The 17,258-nt window shown below is 68.9% G+C and carries 15 protein-coding genes; 8 read left to right on the top strand and 7 right to left on the bottom strand.

The window, feature by feature from the left end; all coding sequences use genetic code 11:
* Positions 1–44: 44 nt before the first annotated feature.
* Complete coding sequence (gene rarD, locus J9611_RS09595; protein ID WP_211879639.1) at positions 45–1,070, top strand: EamA family transporter RarD; 1,026 nt, start codon at positions 45–47, stop codon at positions 1,068–1,070.
* Between the two features lie 167 nt (positions 1,071–1,237).
* Entirely contained in the window at positions 1,238–2,809 is a 1,572-nt protein-coding gene (locus tag J9611_RS09590; protein ID WP_211879638.1) for a putative bifunctional diguanylate cyclase/phosphodiesterase, read from the top strand.
* Here J9611_RS09590 and J9611_RS09585 read toward each other — a convergent pair.
* Entirely contained in the window at positions 2,776–3,648 is an 873-nt protein-coding gene (locus J9611_RS09585) for a universal stress protein (protein ID WP_211879637.1), read from the bottom strand. The genes J9611_RS09590 and J9611_RS09585 overlap by 34 nt on opposite strands.
* A gap of 190 nt (positions 3,649–3,838) precedes the next feature.
* Between J9611_RS09585 and J9611_RS09580 the strand changes: the two genes are divergently transcribed.
* Positions 3,839–4,651, top strand: coding sequence for an AMIN-like domain-containing (lipo)protein (locus J9611_RS09580; protein WP_211879636.1), 813 nt, complete (start codon positions 3,839–3,841; stop codon positions 4,649–4,651).
* 149 nt (positions 4,652–4,800) lie between these two features.
* On the opposite strand, the gene gabT is transcribed toward J9611_RS09580, so the two are convergent.
* Both gabT and J9611_RS09570 read right to left on the bottom strand, forming a co-directional pair.
* Positions 4,801–6,165 carry a 4-aminobutyrate--2-oxoglutarate transaminase gene (gene gabT, locus J9611_RS09575; RefSeq protein WP_211879635.1) on the bottom strand — a complete coding sequence of 455 codons (1,365 nt, stop codon included), beginning with the start codon at positions 6,163–6,165 and terminating at the stop codon, positions 4,801–4,803.
* Positions 6,166–6,238: 73 nt separating this feature from the next.
* Positions 6,239–7,669: a gamma-aminobutyraldehyde dehydrogenase gene (locus J9611_RS09570; protein ID WP_211879634.1), complete on the bottom strand. Its 1,431-nt coding sequence runs from the start codon at positions 7,667–7,669 to the stop codon at positions 6,239–6,241.
* Positions 7,670–7,811: 142 nt separating this feature from the next.
* Between J9611_RS09570 and J9611_RS09565 the strand changes: the two genes are divergently transcribed.
* The 5 genes from J9611_RS09565 to J9611_RS09545 all read left to right on the top strand — a co-directional run bounded on the left by J9611_RS09565 (position 7,812) and on the right by J9611_RS09545 (position 12,492).
* Entirely contained in the window at positions 7,812–9,254 is a 1,443-nt protein-coding gene (locus J9611_RS09565; protein ID WP_211879633.1) for a PucR family transcriptional regulator, read from the top strand.
* Positions 9,255–9,412: 158 nt separating this feature from the next.
* A complete protein-coding gene (locus tag J9611_RS09560) occupies positions 9,413–10,636 on the top strand; it encodes an MFS transporter (protein ID WP_211879632.1) in 1,224 nt (407 codons plus the stop codon).
* The gene (locus tag J9611_RS09555; protein ID WP_211879631.1) at positions 10,633–11,313 is read left to right on the top strand and encodes a FadR/GntR family transcriptional regulator; all 681 of its coding nucleotides are present in this window, start codon (positions 10,633–10,635) and stop codon (positions 11,311–11,313) included. The genes J9611_RS09560 and J9611_RS09555 overlap by 4 nt, the downstream gene beginning before the upstream one ends.
* Positions 11,314–11,387: 74 nt before the next feature.
* Complete coding sequence (locus J9611_RS09550) at positions 11,388–11,678, top strand: hypothetical protein (protein WP_246527607.1); 291 nt, start codon at positions 11,388–11,390, stop codon at positions 11,676–11,678.
* A 562-nt stretch (positions 11,679–12,240) separates the two neighbouring features.
* Positions 12,241–12,492, top strand: coding sequence for a hypothetical protein (locus J9611_RS09545; RefSeq protein WP_211879630.1), 252 nt, complete (start codon positions 12,241–12,243; stop codon positions 12,490–12,492).
* A 14-nt stretch (positions 12,493–12,506) separates the two neighbouring features.
* Here J9611_RS09545 and J9611_RS09540 read toward each other — a convergent pair whose 3' ends face one another.
* The 4 genes from J9611_RS09540 to J9611_RS09525 form a co-directional block, all read right to left on the bottom strand.
* The gene (locus J9611_RS09540) at positions 12,507–13,496 is read right to left on the bottom strand and encodes a DNA topoisomerase IB (RefSeq protein ID WP_211879653.1); all 990 of its coding nucleotides are present in this window, start codon (positions 13,494–13,496) and stop codon (positions 12,507–12,509) included.
* 307 nt (positions 13,497–13,803) lie between these two features.
* A complete protein-coding gene (locus J9611_RS09535) occupies positions 13,804–15,270 on the bottom strand; it encodes an FAD-dependent oxidoreductase (protein WP_211879629.1) in 1,467 nt (488 codons plus the stop codon).
* 111 nt (positions 15,271–15,381) lie between these two features.
* Positions 15,382–16,677 (bottom strand): uroporphyrinogen-III C-methyltransferase, encoded by a 1,296-nt coding sequence (gene cobA, locus J9611_RS09530; protein WP_211879628.1) that lies wholly within the window; start codon positions 16,675–16,677, stop codon positions 15,382–15,384.
* Between the two features lie 250 nt (positions 16,678–16,927).
* Complete coding sequence (locus J9611_RS09525) at positions 16,928–17,224, bottom strand: putative quinol monooxygenase (protein ID WP_211879627.1); 297 nt, start codon at positions 17,222–17,224, stop codon at positions 16,928–16,930.
* Positions 17,225–17,258 lie beyond the last annotated feature (34 nt).

The raw sequence follows: 17,258 nt of genomic DNA, 5'->3' as shown, positions 1-17,258 counted from the left end.
GAAAGGGCAGGAATAGCGGCATCAGGGATGGTGTTATTGATCTTGTGCCTAAACCCGACGGACCCCTCTCCCCCGCCCCTCTGACCACGGGAGCCGCAGCAGCCGCGGGAAGCCGCCCCGCCGGGCCGGTTGCCCTTAAGGCCGTGGACAAAGAGACGACGGCGGGGGTCCTGTTCGGCATCGGCGCGTACGGCCTGTGGGGGCTGCTGCCCCTGTACTTCTTCGTGCTCGCGCCGGCGGGCGCCGTCGAGATTGTGGCCAACCGGGTGGTCTGGTCGCTGCTGTTTTGCGCCCTGCTGATCACCATCACCCGGTCCTGGCGGGTGCTCGGGGCCGCGTTCCGGAACCGTACCGTGATCGGCCCGCTCGCCCTCGCCGCCGGCCTGATCGCCGTGAACTGGCTTACGTACACGTATGGGGTGACCACCGGCCAGGCCGTGGAAGCCTCGCTGGGCTACTTCATCAACCCGCTGGTCTCCGTGCTGCTGGGCGTCTTTGTCCTCAAGGAGAAGCTGAGGCCGCTGCAGTGGGCCGCCGTCGGCATCGGTTTCATCGCCGTGGGCGTGCTGACGGTCTCCTACGGAAAACTCCCCTGGATCGCCCTGACCCTCGCGCTGAGCTTCGGCCTGTACGGCTTCGTCAAGAAGCGCGTGGGCCCGCGGGTGGATGCGGTCACGAGCCTGACCGTCGAGACGATTGTGCTCGCGCCGCTGGCCGCGGCCACCATGATCTTCCTCGGCGCCAGCGGCCTGGCCACGCTGGGCAGCAACGGCCCCGGGCACTTCTGGCTGCTCGCGGCGTCGGGCATCATCACCGCCGTGCCGCTGCTGTTCTTCGGCGCTTCCGCGCGCCGGCTTCCGATGACTACGATCGGGCTGCTGCAGTACGTCGCCCCGGTGCTGCAGTTCATCGTGGCGCTGGCCGTGTTCCGGGAAGCCATGACGGCTGACCGCTGGATCGGCTTCGGCGTCGTGTGGCTGGCGCTCCTGGTGCTGACAGTGGACATGCTCGCCGCTGCCCGGAAGAATTCGGTGACCCGGAAGCGGGCGCGCGCCGCCGCCGGTGCCTGATCCGCCGCGCGCCGGCGCCTGACCGGCCGGGCGCCTGACCGGGTTGGGAGCCGGGTGGGATAATGGCGTGGTTGGTTCAACATTGAGCCGGAACTGAGGAACGCTGGTGCAGGCTACGGACGTTAGGCCCGGGGGCGGGCCGGATATCGCCTCCCTGGACTTCGGCCATGCCGGGGGCTGACGATGACCGCCGCCTTGAGGAACTCGTGGACGGCATTGTCATCCTCTCCTCCGGCGATCTCTCCCACCGTCTGCCGGTTTCTCCGGCCAGGGACGGCATCGACGCCGTCACCACCGGAATCAACCTGCTCGCCGAAGAGCTCCACAGCATGTATGAAAGCCTGGAAGTGCGGGTGGCCGAACGCACCGCACTGCTGGAAGCGGCCAGGGCCGAACTCCGGCGGGTCATCGACACCGACGAGCTGACCGGCCTGGCCAGCCGTTCGTTGCTGCGGGAAAAAGTGTTTGACGCCGTGGCGGCGGCGGCGGACGGAGGCGCACAACCTGCCATCATCCTCCTCGACCTGGATTCGTTCCGGCTGATCAACGACAGCCTGGGCCCTGCGGCCGGCGACGCCGTCCTGCGGGAGGCGGCCCGGCGTCTGCAGACGGCAGCGGGCGCGGCAGCAGGAGCGGGAGCAGGAGGGGAGCATGTCATCGCCCGGCTCAGTGGCGACGAGTTCGCCGTCCTCGTTGTGGACACTGAGCCGGACGCCGTCCTTCAGCTCGCGGCCCGGCTCAGCGCGGCGCTGAAGGACAGGATCGTCGCCGGCGGCATTGTCCTTTCGGTGACGGCGGCCGGCGGTGTGCGGTTCGGGGAACCCGGACTCCGGGGCGACGAGCTCTTCCGGGACGCCACGATTGCCATGCACGAGGCGAAGAAACACGGCAGGGACACCCTCCTGGTGTTTTCCCACGCCATGCATGAGGCTGCCAAGCAGCGGGTCCACCTGGCGGCGGAACTCCGGACGGCGCTGGCCTCCGACCAGCTCGAACTTCAGTACCAGCCGATCGTGGACCTGCGCACCGGCGGGATTGCGGGCGCCGAGGCCCTGATCCGCTGGCGCCATCCGGTGCTGGGGCTGCTGGCCCCGGAGGCGTTCCTGGGTGCCGCCGACGAGGGCGGCCTCACCGTGGAAATCGGGCACTGGGTTCTCCGGAACGCCATCGCCCAGACCGGCCGCTGGAAGAACGCGCCGGGGCTCCCGCCGGGCTTCAGCACCCACGTCAATCTCGCCCCGGCCGATCTGCACCACGTCGATCTGGCCCCGTACATAGCGGGGCTCCTGGTGGAGCATCAGCTGGCACCGGGCCAGATCGCCATCGAAATGACCGAAACGGCGATCATGCGGGGCGGACCGGAAGTCGCCGCCACCATGGCCTCGCTCCACGAGCTCGGAGTCCCGATCGAAATCGACGACTTCGGCACCGGCTACTCCTCGATCCGCTACCTGCGCGACCTGCCCGCCAGCCAGGCGAAAATCGACATGTCACTCATTGACGACCTCGCGACGGACAGCCGGCAGGAGCAGTTTGTCGGAGCCATCCTGCAGCTGATCCATTCGGCCGGGCTTGCCGCGGTGGCGGAGGGAATCGAGCACCCTGAGCAGGCGGAGAAGCTCCGGCGAATGGGCTGTGAATTCGGCCAGGGCTACTTCTACAGCCGGCCCCTGCCGGTGCAGGACATGACGGCGCTCCTGGGGCGTCAGTCCTCCGGGACGGTGTCCACCTGCTCGTAGTCACGCGGAACCACCACCATGGGAACGGGCAGGGCCCGGAGCACCTTGTGGGCGGTGGTGCCGATGAACAGCTTGTTCTTCTCCGCCAGGCGGGAGGATCCCACGATCATGACCTCCCCATCGTCCCATTCCAGGTCGTCGATCGCTTCCTCGATGGTCCGGCCGTGTGCGACTTCAGCGCTGACCTTGTGCCCTGCAGGGAGCCGGCGGCCGGCGGCGGTGAGCACGGTGTGGGCGTGGATGTGCGCGGCGTTGACCGCTTCGCCGCTGTCCCCCGCGGCGTCCAGTTCGACGAGGGAGACGAGCCGCAGCGGCGCGCCCTGGCGTTCGGCTGCTTGGAGCGCGACGTCGATGGCCGCCTCCGCGCCGGTGCGTTCGCCCACGGCGAGGGTCAGCCGGGTGATGGGATCCGTGCGGCGGTAGCCGCGCGGGGCGAGCGCCACCGGAACGGGAGCAGCGTGCAGCAGGGCGTTGGCCGCGCTGCCCACCGTGTAGCGCTTGAACAGGCCGCTGCTGGCGGCTCCGACCACGATCAGCCCGGCCCGGTATTCCACCGCCGCGTCGATCAGCCCCGCCGCGTGCGATTCCGCGCGGCGGACGTGGAACCTTGCCTCCAGTCCCTCGGGCACGAGGGCAAGGCCCTGCCGTTCGGCGGCAAGCAGTTCCTGTTCCACGGCGCTGAGCGGCTCTCCCTCCCGGTCCAAAGGAACGTGCGGAATGTGCCGGCCCACCACGTGGACCAGGTCAAGGTGGGTGTGCTGGGCACGGCCCAGGGCCGAGGCCAGTGCGACGGCGTCGGCGCCGCGGTCATCGGGGGTGTAGCCAACCACGTATCGCATGTAAAAACCCCTTATCGGTGTGGGGCAGATGCCGGCGATGCTCCGGGGGCGCCGGGCGACGTCGGCCGGTCTGCGTTCCTGCAGTGGTAGCACAGACTCTAGCCGAGCGCGGCCTTGAATAGTTCGTGACTTCCGGCCCTGGGCCGGGCACTCTTCCCGGGCTAGGCTGGGACCGTCGAGGGAGCTCATCATGAGTGCGATCACCAGCCAAAAAACCAGCCGGAACGCCAGCCGGACAATCGGGCCAAGGACTACCGGACTGGGGTTGCTCACGGCACTGCTCCTCACCGGCTGTACCCCGTCCACGCCGCAGCCTGGTTCGAGCAGCCAGACCACGGCTCCAGCCTCCGCTTCGGCCACGTCAACGGCTGCGCCGGCGCCTTCGGCGTCTGCCACGGTGCCCGCGGATTCGGACGAGACGGCGCCCCCGCAGTCGGGCGACACGGTGATTTCCTCCACGATCACCCACGGCTGGTCCTGGCCCGGGCCGGGTTCGCCCTACAAGATCGCGCATCAGGTCACGCCGCCCATCGCGCCGCCGCCGGAACCGCCCCTGCCGTACCTATACGCGATCGGGGCAGGCCAACATCCCTCCGACAACCCGCCGTATGACCAGATGAGCTTCCGGTTCAAAGGCGCGTTCCCCAGCTACGAAATTGAATATGTTCCCGAACTGATCCAGGACGGCAGCGGAAAGACCATCCCCATGCCAGGCACGGCCAGCATCCTCCGGGTGGTTTTCCACAGTGCCCAGGCCCACTCAGCGGACGGCACGTCCAGCACCATCGTCTCGGCTCCCCCGGAATCGGTCGGCTACAAGGCCATCACCAGCTACGCCCAGGCCGGCGACTTCGAAGGCCATGTCAGTTACGGGATCGGCGTCGGACGGCCCATGGCCGCGGTTCCACAGACGAAGGTGCGCGTGTATGAGGTCGAGAAGATCGAGCAGGGCCAGCACCTGTACGTCGTCGCAATCCAGCTCGACAGCACGGCGTGGAAGTAGCGGCCTGGAAGTAAACCACGGGGCTACAAGGACAGACGAAAGAGCCGCGGACGGTTGGTCCGCGGCTCTTCGGTTGGTTCCCGGATTCCATGGTGGGGTATCCGGGTGGAGTCCCAGCCAATGGGTCCCGGGTGGGGTCCGGTTTTTGGTCAGGCGTTGGCCTTGATGGCCGATGCGAGGACCGCCAGGCCGTCCAGCAGGAGCTCGTCGCTGATGACCAGCGGCGGCAGCAGCCGGATGACGTTGCCGTAGGTGCCGCAGGTCAGGATGATGACACCCTCCTTGAGGCAGGCGGCGGCGACAGCCTTGGTCAGCTCCGGGTTGGGTTCCTTGGAGCCGGCCTGGACCAGTTCGATCGCGAGCATGGCGCCGCGGCCGCGGACGTCACCGACCGCGGAACCCTCACCAAGCTCAGTTGCGAGCTCGCGCAGCTTCCCGAGGGCGATCTCCTCGATGTGCCTGGCACGGGCGTTGAGATCGTACTGTTCCATCGAGCCGATGGAGGCCAGCGCCGCGGCGCACGCCACCGGGTTGCCGCCGTAGGTGCCGCCGAGTCCGCCCGGGTGGACGGCGTCGAGCAGGTCCGCGCGGCCGGTGATGGCGGACAGCGGCATGCCGCCGGCGATCCCCTTGGCCATGGTGATGATGTCCGGGATGACGCCTTCGTGGTTCACGGCGAACCATTCACCGGTGCGGCAGAAGCCGGACTGGACCTCGTCGGCGATGAAAACGATGCCCTTGTCCCTGGCCCAGGCCGCGAGGGCGGGAAGGAAGCCCTCGGCGGGGACGATGAAGCCGCCCTCGCCCTGGATGGGTTCGATGATGATCGCGGCCACCTGGTCGCCGCCGATCTGCTTTTCGATCATGGTGATGGCGCGCTTGGCGGCCTCGGCACCGGTGATCTGCGGGTTTTCCTCGCGGTAGGGGTAGCTCATCGGCATGCGGTAGACTTCGGGCGCGAACGGCCCAAAATTTGTCTTATATGGCATGGCCTTGGCGGTCAGCGCCATGGTCAGGTTGGTACGGCCGTGGTACGCGTGGTCAAAGGCGACGACGGCGTCGCGGCCGGTGGCCAGGCGGGCCACCTTGACCGCGTTCTCCACGGCCTCCGCGCCGGAGTTGAAGAGCACAGTGCGCTTCTCGTGGTCGCCCGGGGTGAGGCGGTTCAGCTGCTCGGCGACGGCGACATAGCCTTCGTAGGGGGTGACCATGAAGCAGGTGTGCGTGAAGTGCTCCACTGCTTCCTTCACGGCGCCGACCACGGCCGGGTCCGAGGCGCCGACGCTCGTCACGGCGATGCCCGAGCCGAGGTCGATGAAGGAGTTGCCGTCGACGTCCTGGACGATGCCGCCGTCGGCGTCGGCCACGAAGACAGGGACGCTGGAGGCGACGCCGGCGGCGACGACGGCCTGGCGGCGTTCGGTCAGCGCAATCGACTTGGGGCCCGGGAAGTCGGCCTGGACGCGGCGTTGCTGCTCGAGGCGGTAGGTGATCTCGTGTGCGGTGGTGGTCATGGAAGTGGCCTTTCGGTGCCTGGTGATCGAGCCTGTCGAGATCCTGGTTTCGACAAGCTCAACCACCGAATTGTTAGGAGTCGAGCGCGCTCATGACGTGCTTGATGCGGGTGTAGTCCTCGACGCCGTACATGGACAGGTCCTTGCCGTAGCCGGACTGCTTGAAGCCTCCGTGCGGCATTTCGGCGGTGAGAAGGATGTGGGTGTTGATCCAGACGGCGCCGAAGTCCAGGTCGCGGCTCACGCGCATGGCCGTGCCGTGGTCGGTGGTCCAGACGCTCGAGGCGAGGGCGTAGTCGACGTCGTTGGCCAGCTCCACCGCCTCGTCCTCGGTGCTGAACTTCTGCACCGTGATGACCGGGCCGAACGTTTCCTTCTGGACGATGTCGTCGGTCTGCTTCGCGCCGGTGACGATTGTGGGCTCGAAGAAGAAGCCCTTGTCTCCCGCGCGGTGGCCGCCGGTCTCGATCCTGCAGTTCGCCGGCAGGTGCTCCACCACCGAGGTGACGGCGTTGAAGTGGTTGACGTTGTTCAGCGGGCCGTAGTAGTTCTCGGCGTCGTTCTGTGAGCCGGTGTGCAGCGTTTTGGTGTGTTCCACCATGGCCGCCACGACGTCGTCGTGCACCGAATCCTGGACCAGCACCCGGGTGATGGCGGTGCAGTCCTGGCCGGCGTTGAAGAAGGCGAACTCGGCGATGGCCGCGGCGCTCTTCTTGAGGTCGGCGTCGGCGAACACGATCGCCGGGGCCTTGCCGCCGAGCTCGAGGTGGGCGCGCTTGAGGCCCTTCGCCGCTCCCGAGGCCACGGCGATGCCGGCCCGGACGGAGCCGGTGATGGAGACGAGCCCGGGGACCTTGTGCTCGACCATGAGCGCGCCGGTCTCGCCGGTGCCCAGGACGACGTTCAGCACGCCGGGCGGCAGGATCTCCGCCGCGAGACGGGCCAGGACCAGGGTGGATTCCGGGGTGGTGTCCGAGGGCTTGAGTACCACGGTGTTGCCGGCGGCGAGCGCGGGGCCGATCTTCCAGATGGCCATCAGGAAGGGGTAGTTCCACGGCGCCACCTGCGCGACGACGCCGATCGGCTCGCGCCGGACGTAGGAGGTGTGGCCCTCGAAGTACTCTCCGGCGGACTTGCCTTCCAGGATCCGGGCGGCGCCGGCGAAGAAGCGCAGCTGGTCCGCGCCCGCGGCGACTTCCTCGGAGGCGATCAGGGACCGGACCTGGCCGGTGTTGCGGTGCTGGGCCTCGACGAGTTCGTCGCTGTTCGCCTCGACGGCGTCGGCGAGTTTGAGCAGCATGAGCTGGCGCTGTCCCGGGGTGGCCTTCTTCCAGCTTTTGAAGGCGTCCCTGGCCGCGTCCATGGCGGCGTCGACGTCGGCCTGCACCGAGATCGGCGACTTCGCCACGACGTCGCCGGTCGCGGGATTGACGATGTCCAGCATCCCCGTCCCGGCGGGAGTGACGAACTCGCCGTTGATGAAGTTCTGCAAGGTTTGAACCACGGTGTACAACCTCTTTCGCGCTGAAGGGCCCGATTGGACTGCTTCGAGCCTATGCCAGGCACCCGCGGCAGGGAATAGGCACCTGCACACCACCGCCGGGATACTTTAGTGCGCTTGACCAGCGCCCGGCTATCCTGAATCCATGGCCATTTCATTAGCCGCCCTGCTCGGGGTCCCCTCGCTCAAGCTCGCCAAGGCCGGCCTCGCCGAGACCACCTGGCACCAGGACATCCTCTGGGTCGCCGTCGCCGAGCAGGAGGACCCGCAGCGCTTCCTCAACGGCGGTGAACTCATCCTCACCACGGGCATGCGGCTCAGGAGCGCCCCGGAACAGCGCCGCTTTGTCCGCCAGGTCCAGCGGGCCGGCGCGGTGGGGATCGGCTTCGGAACCGGCCTGACGCACGACGCCGTGCCGCCGGCCCTGGTAGCCGAGGCCAACCGCTGGGGCCTGCCGGTCGTGGAGGTGCCCTACGAGACCCCCTTCATCGCCATCAGCAAGCTCGTGGCGGACGCCCAGGCCGCGGACCACGTCGGCAAGCTCGAACGCCTCATCGCCGGGCACCAGCTCCTGGCCCGCGCCCTGCTGACCGGCGGCGGCCTCACCGAGCTCCTGAAGCACCTGGGCTCCATGCTCCGCACCGAGATCGTGCTGACCCAGTTCAGCGCCCAGCTCTACAACAGCGTGGCCGGCCACCCGGCGCCCACCGCCGACACCTGGGCCTCCTACCCCATCCCCACCGGACGCCGGGACGCGTGCACACTGTGGGTGAAGCAGCCGTTCGAGGACTCCGGGATCGTGGGATACGCGCAGAACCTGATCAGCGTCGAGCTGAACAACATGGTCAAGCAGCGCCAGGCCCGGCGGGCCCTCGCCGGGCAGGTCCTCGAGGACGTGATCCACGGGACGCTCGAGCCCAGCGAGGCCACCCGGCGGCTGGCGGGGATCGGGATCAACAGCACCCGCAAGAACGTCGTGCTGCTGGCCGAGTCCGCGGCCCACCACAAGCAGCTGGAAACCTCCTCGGTGCCGCAGCCGCTGGCGAAGGCGGTGAGCGCCGTCGTCGGCAACGACCTGATCCTGGTGGTCCACGACGACGGCAGCGCCGCGGGCACCCACGCCAGGAGCCTCAGCGACCATCTGGCCGAGGCCGGAATCCACGCCACCATCGGCATCGGCGGGGCCTACACGAAGCCCAACGGGCTGCGCTGGAGCTACTTCGAGGCCCGCGACGCGGCGCGCCACGGGCTGCCCGTCAATGAACCCGAACGGCTCAGCCTGACCTCGCTGCTGCTGGCCAGCGAGGATGTTCCGCTGGCGGACATGGCCAACGAGTCGCTCAGCCCGCTGCGCAGGTTCGACGCCACGCACGGGGCCGAGCTCATGGCCACGCTGGAGAGCTACCTCAACAACAACGGTTCGGTGGCCGCCGTCGCCGGGGACCTCACGCTGCACCGCAACACGGTCCGCTACCGGCTCGCGCAGATCACCGAGCTCACCGGCTACGACCCCGCCCAGACCCCGGACCGGGTGCAGCTCTGGCTGGCGCTGGCCGTGCAGCGGCTCGGGACCCGCCACCCCGGCTGAGTCCGCCCGGACCGAAGCAACGCGGGGTCACTTCCGGCCCATCCCGCCGCCCTTTATGGGCGCGATGTGACCCCGCGTTGCCATTCAGGGGCGGCCTGACTGGGAGACATCTGTCACCAAACCGTGCGCGTCAAACATCAAACGTCTAACCTTTAGACATGACAAGTACGACGGCGGCCTCCGCCGGTCCCGATCCCACTGCCGACTCCGCCCCGCTGCGGACGCGCACCGTCGCCGTGTTCGGGACGATTGCCATCGTGCTGATCGGCCTCAACCTGCGTGCCGGCATCAGCGGGGCCGCCGCGCTCTTCCACGATCTCCAGGCGGTCCTGGGGTACGGGGCGTTTGTCGCCGCCATCGTCCCCTCGGTTCCCACGCTTTGTTTCGCGGTTGCCGGGGCGGCCACATCCTGGCTCACCCGGCTGCTCGGCGTCGAAAAGGCGATCCTGCTCTCGCTCGTCATGCTCGCCGCTGGCCTCCTGCTCCGCGGCGTGCCCTCGACCGGCATGCTGGTGGCGGGGACCGTGGTCGGCATGTCCGGGCTGGCCGTGTGCAATGTCGCCATGCCCTCCTTCATCCGCGAGTACTTCGCGGACCGGACCTCCCTGATGACCGGCCTCTATACGATGACCATGACCACCGGGGCCACCGTCACCTCCGTCCTGATCGTGCCGATGGCCCTGCAGCTCGGATCGCCCTCCGCCGGGCTGGGGTCGATCGGCATCCTCGCCCTCGCCGCCTGCCTGGGCTTCCTGCCGATTGCGCTGCATGCGCACCGCAATGCGCCGGCGGTCAAGGCCACGCAGGTATCACCGTGGCCGTTGCTGCGGACCCGCACCGGGCTCCTGATCACCGCAGGCTTCACCGTCCAGGCCCTCCTGGCCTACTCCGTGCTGAGCTGGTTTCCGTACATGCTGGCCACGGAGGGCGTCAGCGCCTCCGAGAGCGGCCTCATGTTCGGCCTCATGCAGCTCGTCTCCGTCCCGGCCGGAATGGTGCTGATCGCGATCGGTGCACGCCCCCGGATGTTGCGCCCCGCGTTCTACTTTGCCAGCGTGGCCACCGTGCTGGGCGTCGCCGGCATGCTCCTGCTGCCGGCCGCCATGGCACCCCTGACCGCGGTTCTCCTGGGCCTCGGGCTCGGCATCTTCCCGCTCATCATGGTGATGATCAGCCGCAGCGGCCGGAACACCACCGAGACCACCGCGCTGTCCACCCTCGCGCAGTCGGTGGGTTACCTGCTCGCGACCCTGGGTCCCTTCGGCATGGGCCTGCTGCACAGCGCCACCGGCAGCTGGACCGTGCCCCTGGCCCTGCTGCTGGCTGTGGCCGTCGGCCAGGTCGTCGTGGCCCACCTGCTCACGGTCCGGGCACAGCGATGACGCTCAGCACTTCACACCGGCCGCCCCTGGTCGAGGAAATCACCGGCAAGCTCCGGGAACTGATCCACTCCGGGGAGTGGCCGCTGCAGCAGCGCATCCCGGCCGAACCGGAACTGATGGCAGCCCTCGGCGTCTCGCGGGGAACCCTGCGCGAGGCCATCAAGGCGCTGGCGCACAGCGGGATGCTCGAGGTCCGCCGCGGGGACGGGACCTATGTCCGGAACACGAGCGAGATCGCCGGCGCGGCCCAGCGCATGTACCTGGACCACACCCAGGAACACATTCTCGAAGTCCGGGTGGGGCTGGACACCCAGGCCGCCCGGCTCGCCGCCCGGCATGCCACGGCCGGGGACGTCGCCGCCATGCGGGAGCTGCTCGCCGCACGCCGCGCCGCCTGGCTGGCCGCGGATTTCACCGCCTGGGCCCGGGCCGACTGGGACTTCCATGTGCTGGTGGCACGGGCGTCGGGAAACCCCTTGCTGCACGAGCTGTACGCCAGCTTCGGCGTCGTCTTCCACGATGACCTGCTCCGCCAGCAGCGCCGCGGCGGCTACAATGGCCTCCCGCATGAAGGCCACGGCGGGCTGGCGGATGCCATCGAGGCACACGACGAACATGCCGCCGTCGACAGCGTCAACCGGAACCTGAACTCCTGCGCCGAATGGCTGCAGGAGTAGCCGCAGCAGCCTGCTGCATCCCGCCGCGTCTGGCGCCCCGAATAAGCGTGCCGGGTGCGCGTAAGATCGTCGCCATGAACGAAACTGGACACCTCTTCGGCTGGGCCTTCGGCGACATGTCCAAGGCCGACGTCGCAGGATACCTCGAAACCCTGCAGGACGCGGCGCTGGACAACGCCAGGCAGGACGCGGCCTCCCGCGGCTTCGAGGTCGAGGCCGGGACGGAACACTTTGCGGTCATCGAGCAGGGCGAAACCCTGGTCGACGTCGGCAACACCCCGGGCGGGCTTGTCGTCCGCTGCACCGTGACCATCCTGGGGGCCGCCGCGGCGGGCGTCCACCCCGAAGGCCCGATGAACGGCTGACACGGCAGGAACGGCTGATGGCGGCGGACGACATGCCAGAGAACGGTACGGCTATCGGCGGGGCCGCGGACGCCGCTGAGGCGGCGTCGAACAGCACGGCGCTCGACGCGTAGTCGCGGTGCCAACCGGTCAGTTCGACCAGCTCGTCCAGCATCCGGGATTTCCCTGCACGATCGGCGCTTCTATAGGCGAGGGCTTTTTTCTTCGTCACAGCCTGGCGCTGGGCCATCGTTAGCTCCATGAATACGGGCATACCCTGCATCCGCTGCCGGCGACGGAAAAACGACGCTACGCGGAGGTTTTCTATGAGTCAACGCGCGCCCTAGCCAATTCGCCCGCCCGCGCATAACCTTGGCCGAGGACGATCCCAGGAATCGGATCACAGTCAGCGGGGGGCGCTATGAATCGAACCGGTACGGCCGCAATCTGTGCGATGCTGCTGATGTGCAGTGCCTTGGCCTCCTGCGCCCAACCGCCGCCGGGACCATCTTCCGCGGAAACTCCTGCGCCGTCGGCGGCACCTGTCGATGCGGGCGTGCAGCAGCGCGTAAAAAACGGGTGTTTGAACCAGCTCCAGGCGCAGGCCTCGGGTGCAACTCCAGCACCCGGTGAACTGCACGCACGAAAAGTCACCCTCGTAAGAGTCGCATTCCTCGGAGACGTCAAAGAGGTCGTGCTCCCGGGAGGCATGACCGGCTACGAACTCGGCATCGAATTCGTCTCCAAACTGGGAGACGACGATTCCCGAACCGGCCGGAAGCTGTGCAGCATAAATTTGGCCGACTCGAGCGTGGATTGGAAGGCCTTGGCCTAGGCTTCCTGCCAGGCTCACCCCAGCGAGACGACGTCGCCTTCGCTGTACAGCAGGGCCCGGACCTCGGATTCGGCCGAGTCCAGCCGCTTCGGATCGATGGTCTCGCCCGCCGCGAAGTGGTCCAGCAGGCGGGCATCCACATAGCTTTTCCGGGCGATCGACGGCGTGTTGCCCAGCACGGCGGCCGCGTCCTGCATCGCCCGGCTGATGGCGCGCTTGCGGGCCGAGACCCTGGGCTGCGGCCCGCTCCGGGCGAGGCTGACGGCCGCCGACACGGTGCCGCGCAGGGTGCGGAAGTCCTTGGCGGTGAAGTCCTCCCCGGTCCGCTCCTTGACGTAGGCGTTGATGTCCGCGCTCGAGACGGGATGCCAGGTCCGGCCGTTCCGGTACGCCAGCAGCCGGGCGTTGCCGCCGCGGCGCTTGAGCAGCCGCACGACGGCGGCCAGGTCGGCGTCGTTGATCCGCGACTCCCAGGTCTTGCCGCTCTTGGCCGGGAAGCTGAGCCGGAGTTCATCCTTGCGCACCGCCACGTGGGCGCAGAGCAGGGTGGCCAGGCCGTGGCTGCCGTTCTCGTTGGTATACCGCTCGGAGCCGACGCGCAGGGAGCCGCTGTCCAGCATCCTGAACGCGGCCGCCAGCACCCGCTCCCGGGTCAGCCCCTCCGAGCGCAGGTCCATCGTCACGAGCCGGCGCGCGGAAGGCAGGGTTTCCGCGAGCTGGAGGGCACGGCCGAACTTCAGCCGGTCCTTCCGCTCCCGCCAGCTCGGGTGGTAGATGTACTGGCGCCGGCCGACGGCGTCGAGCCCGGTGGCCTGGATGTGCCCGTTGTCGTAAGGGGCGATCCAGACGTCCGTCCAGGCCGGCGGGATGCCGATGCTTTCCAGCCGGTCCCGCACGGGCCCCGGCGGCAGCGTGGAGCCGTCCAGGTCCTTGTAGCTGAAGCCCGTCCCGGAGGGAACCCGGCGGTAGCCGCGGCCGGACGCGTTGCTGCGGCGGAGCCTCATGCTTGCCGCCGGGAGCGCCGGGATGGAAATCGCGGGGTCGCCGGAAGGCTGCGGGATCGCCGTAGCCTTTCGGCGATCTGGCACGATTTCGGCGAATCCGGGGCCCAGCAGCGGGCCGCGCGCGGGTGTCGTACTTCCATGACGGTAAGCCTACTGACTACAGCTCCGGATTGCCCCGGCATCCGAACAACGCGGGGTCACTTGGTGCCCATAAATCCCTGTGGGATGGGCGCGGAGTGACCCCGCGTTGCGGCGGAGCTGCGGCGGAGCTGCGGCGGAGCTGCGGTGAGGGCTGGCGGGTCCCCGGTCAGAGCTGCGCGGCCACGCCGTCGCGGGAGATGGCCACCATGTCCTCGCGCGGGACCACCTTGATGCGCTCGCGGGCGACCTCGACGCCGTGCGAGCCGCCGTCGGCCGTCGCCTTCCCGCCCAGGGCCCGCTCGTGCGCGTCCAGCGCCAGCCAGCCCTCCCAGCTCGTGTACCGCACGCCGCGGGACTCCAGGAGTTCGACGACGGCGCTGGCCTCGGGTGCCGCGGCCAGCGGCAGGTTCGCGCGGTCCTCGAGCAGGTACGTCACGGTTTCGAGGGCGTCGCCCTTGGTGTGGCCGATCAGGCCGACGGGTCCGCGCTTGATCCAGCCGGTGGCGTAGATGCCCGGCACGTGGGCGCCGGAGGCGTCCAGGACGCGGCCGCCGTCGTTCGGGACGACACCCTTGCTGTGGTCGAACTCGACCTCGGGCAGCGAGGAACCGAAGTACCCGATCGCGCGGTACACGGCCTGGACGGGGTAGTCGACCAGCTCGCCGGTGCCGCGGGCGTTGCCCGTGCCGTCCAGCTCGGTGCGCTCGAACCGGATGCCGGCGACGCGGCCGGCCGTCTCGGCGTCGTCGTACACCTCGACCGGGCTGTGCAGGAAGTGCAGGTGCAGGCGGCGGGAGGCCGTGAGCTCGGTGAGGTCCTCGGGCTGCTCGGCGATCCAGTTGGTGAGGGTGCCGACCATGGTCTTGGTCTGGTTGTTGCCCTGGATCTGGCGGTCGGATTCGGCGTCGAACTCGAAGTCCTCGGCGTAGAGGATGATGTCCACGTCCTTGGAGTGGGAGAGTTCGCGCAGCTCCAGCGGGGTGAATTTCACCTGGGCCGGGCCGCGGCGGCCGAACACGTGCACGTCGGTGACCGGGGAATCCTTGAGGCCGGCGTAGACGTTGTCCGGGATTTCGGAGACGAGGAGGTCGTCGGCGTGCTTGGAGAGCATCCGGGCCACGTCCAGGGCCACGTTGCCGTTGCCGATCACGGCGATTTCCCTGGCGTCCAGCGGCCATTCGCGGGACACGTCGGGGTGGCCGTCGTACCAGGAGACGAAGTCGGCCCCGCCGTAGGAGCCCTCGAGTTCGATGCCCGGGATGTTCAGGTCCGCGTCCTTGATGGCGCCGGTGGCGAAGATGACCGCGTCGTAGTGGGTGCGCAGGTCCTCAATGGAGAGGTCCGTGCCGTAGTCGACGTTGCCGAAGAAGCGGATGTCGCCGCGGTCCAGGACCTTGTGCAGGGCGTTGACGATGCCCTTGATGCGCGGGTGGTCGGGGGCGACGCCGTAGCGGATCAGGCCGTAGGGGGCCGGGTAGCGGTCGAAGAGGTCGATGCTCACGGTGAGCTCGCCGCTCTTGACGGCCTCGCTCTTGGTGAGGATGTCCGCGGCGTAGACGCCGGCCGGGCCGGAGCCGACGACGGCGACACGCAGCGGGCGGGCAGCGGTTCCTACGGGGGTGTTTGTTGACACGGCTGTGTTCCTTTTGTTCGTTCCGGCCCAACTGACTCGCAGCAGTTGTCGTTTTGAGGGCTCATAACGACATCTAATGCGAGCTAGTTGGGTGGGGCTGCGGGGCGGGGGCTACTTGGTCAGGACTCGGGACGTGCGGGGCGTGTTCGGCGAGGTGGTGCTGTAGTCGGCGGTCTTGAAGTGCGGCGGCGCGAACGGGCTGACGCGCACCACGTCACCGATCACGATCACGGCGGGATTCGCGACGCCGGCGGCCTCGGCCTGGTCCGCAATGGTCCCGAGCGTTCCGATGGTCACCCGCTGGTTCGGCAAATACCCGTTCTCTACGATGCCAACCGGAGTGTCCTGTGGCAAACCGGCACGGCCCAGGGCGGCGGCGGAATCGCGCAACTGGCCCACGCCCATGAGCAGGATCACGGTATGGTCCGCCCGGGCCGGAACCTCGGACAGTTCCTCGTGGCCGGTGACCACGCTGAACCCCTTGGCCAGCCCGCGGTGCGTGACCGGGATACCGGCGGCTGCGGGGACCGAGATCGCCGACGTGACGCCGGGGACCACTTCAACCTCGACGCCGTGCCGGCGGCAGAACTCGGCTTCCTCGCCGCCGCGGCCCAGGACGTACGGGTCGCCGCCCTTGAGCCGGACCACGCGGTGGCCCAGCCGGGCTTCCGCGACGAGGATGGCGTTGATCTCGGACTGCGGCACGGGGTGGTGGCCGGGGGTCTTGCCGACCTCGATCACGCGGACGTCGGGGGCGAGTTCGTTGAGCAGTCCGCGCGGGCCGAGGCGGTCGGCCACCACGACGTCGGCCTGGCCCAGGAGCCGCCGGCCGCGGACGGTGATGAGCCCGGTGTCGCCTGGTCCGCCGCCGACGAGGGCAACACTTCCCTGGTGATTGAGCTTGTCGAAATCCGCACCCGTCGCGGGCCGGTGGCGGCGCAGCGGCAGGTCTCCGGTTTCCAGGGCGGTGGCGACGGCGTCACGCAGGGCCATCGCGCGGCGCGGGTCTCCCCCGGCGTTCACGGCGATCTTGACGTCGTCCACCACGGCGACGGCGGGGGTCCAGGCGGCGGAGGCTTCGTGGTCGGAGGCGTTGACGCACCAGATCCGCTGCGCCTCGGCGTCGGCCGAGACCCGGGCGTCCACGGTGGGATCGCCGGTGGCGGTCTGGACGAACCAGACGCCGTCGACGTCGGAGCTGCGGTAATCGCGCGGCTCCCAGCTGAGCAGTCCGGCGCCGGCCAGGTCCGCCAGCGCCGGCGAGGCCTGGGGCGCCACGACGGTGACGCGGGCGCCGGCGTCGAGCAGTCCCTTGGCGCGGCGCGCGGCGACCGGGCCGCCGCCGACCACCAGCACAGGGCGGCCGAGGAGGCGCAGCGCCGTGGGGTAAATGTCCTGAATTGCCATGCATCGACGATAGGGCCGCGTCGCAGGGCGGAACAACGGTGCGGAAACACCAGTTCATCCAAGGTAACGCCGCGTCACATAGCTGGCCTCCCCTGGTGGCCCTCGACGGCGGTCCGGGGGGCCGGCCCGCGCGTCCGGCCCGCGCGTCATGGCGCCGTCCGGGGGCACTTTGATCCCCGGAACCGGCCGTCCGGACCTATTTTCCGGCGTGTCCGCGTCAAAGTGCCCCCGGACGGCAGGGCTGCGGCACCTATTTCACGGCAATGAGTTCAATCAGCTTGATGTCCGGGTCCCTGGCGAGCATGGCCGGACCGTGCTCACCGAGGGCTGCCGGGATGGCGCCGTTCAGGTGGGCCTGCCTGTCCTCCTCGGTGTCGAAGGTGTCGAAGATGCCGAAGGTGTTCTCGTTGACCCGGAAGGCGTACCAGGTCCGGGTGCCGGGCTCGTTGGCCACGATCTCACGGCCCCCGTCGAGGAAGTCCCAGACCTCCTGTTCCTTCCCGGGCTTGGCCTCGACCAGTGCCAGCACTCCGTATTTTGGTGCCACGGCTGTCTCCTCAGAATTGGGCTGGATCGGCCGC

This window comes from Pseudarthrobacter albicanus, from assembly GCF_018224015.1.
Classification (GTDB): Bacteria; Actinomycetota; Actinomycetes; order Actinomycetales; family Micrococcaceae; genus Arthrobacter; species Arthrobacter albicanus.
This window is presented reverse-complemented; position numbering and strand designations above follow the sequence as displayed.

Bases quoted from the DNA above. Each gene is read 5' to 3' on its own strand.
- J9611_RS09590 (WP_211879638.1), top strand. From the start codon at position 1,238: ATGCCGGGGGCTGACGATGACCGCCGCCTTGAGGAACTCGTGGACGGC.
- J9611_RS09585 (WP_211879637.1), bottom strand. From the start codon at position 3,648: ATGCGATACGTGGTTGGCTACACCCCCGATGACCGCGGCGCCGACGCC.
- J9611_RS09580 (WP_211879636.1), top strand. From the start codon at position 3,839: ATGAGTGCGATCACCAGCCAAAAAACCAGCCGGAACGCCAGCCGGACA.
- gabT (WP_211879635.1), bottom strand. From the start codon at position 6,165: ATGACCACCACCGCACACGAGATCACCTACCGCCTCGAGCAGCAACGC.
- J9611_RS09565 (WP_211879633.1), top strand. From the start codon at position 7,812: ATGGCCATTTCATTAGCCGCCCTGCTCGGGGTCCCCTCGCTCAAGCTC.
- J9611_RS09560 (WP_211879632.1), top strand. From the start codon at position 9,413: ATGACAAGTACGACGGCGGCCTCCGCCGGTCCCGATCCCACTGCCGAC.
- J9611_RS09555 (WP_211879631.1), top strand. From the start codon at position 10,633: ATGACGCTCAGCACTTCACACCGGCCGCCCCTGGTCGAGGAAATCACC.
- J9611_RS09550 (WP_246527607.1), top strand. From the start codon at position 11,388: ATGAACGAAACTGGACACCTCTTCGGCTGGGCCTTCGGCGACATGTCC.
- J9611_RS09540 (WP_211879653.1), bottom strand. From the start codon at position 13,496: ATGAGGCTCCGCCGCAGCAACGCGTCCGGCCGCGGCTACCGCCGGGTT.
- cobA (WP_211879628.1), bottom strand. From the start codon at position 16,677: ATGGCAATTCAGGACATTTACCCCACGGCGCTGCGCCTCCTCGGCCGC.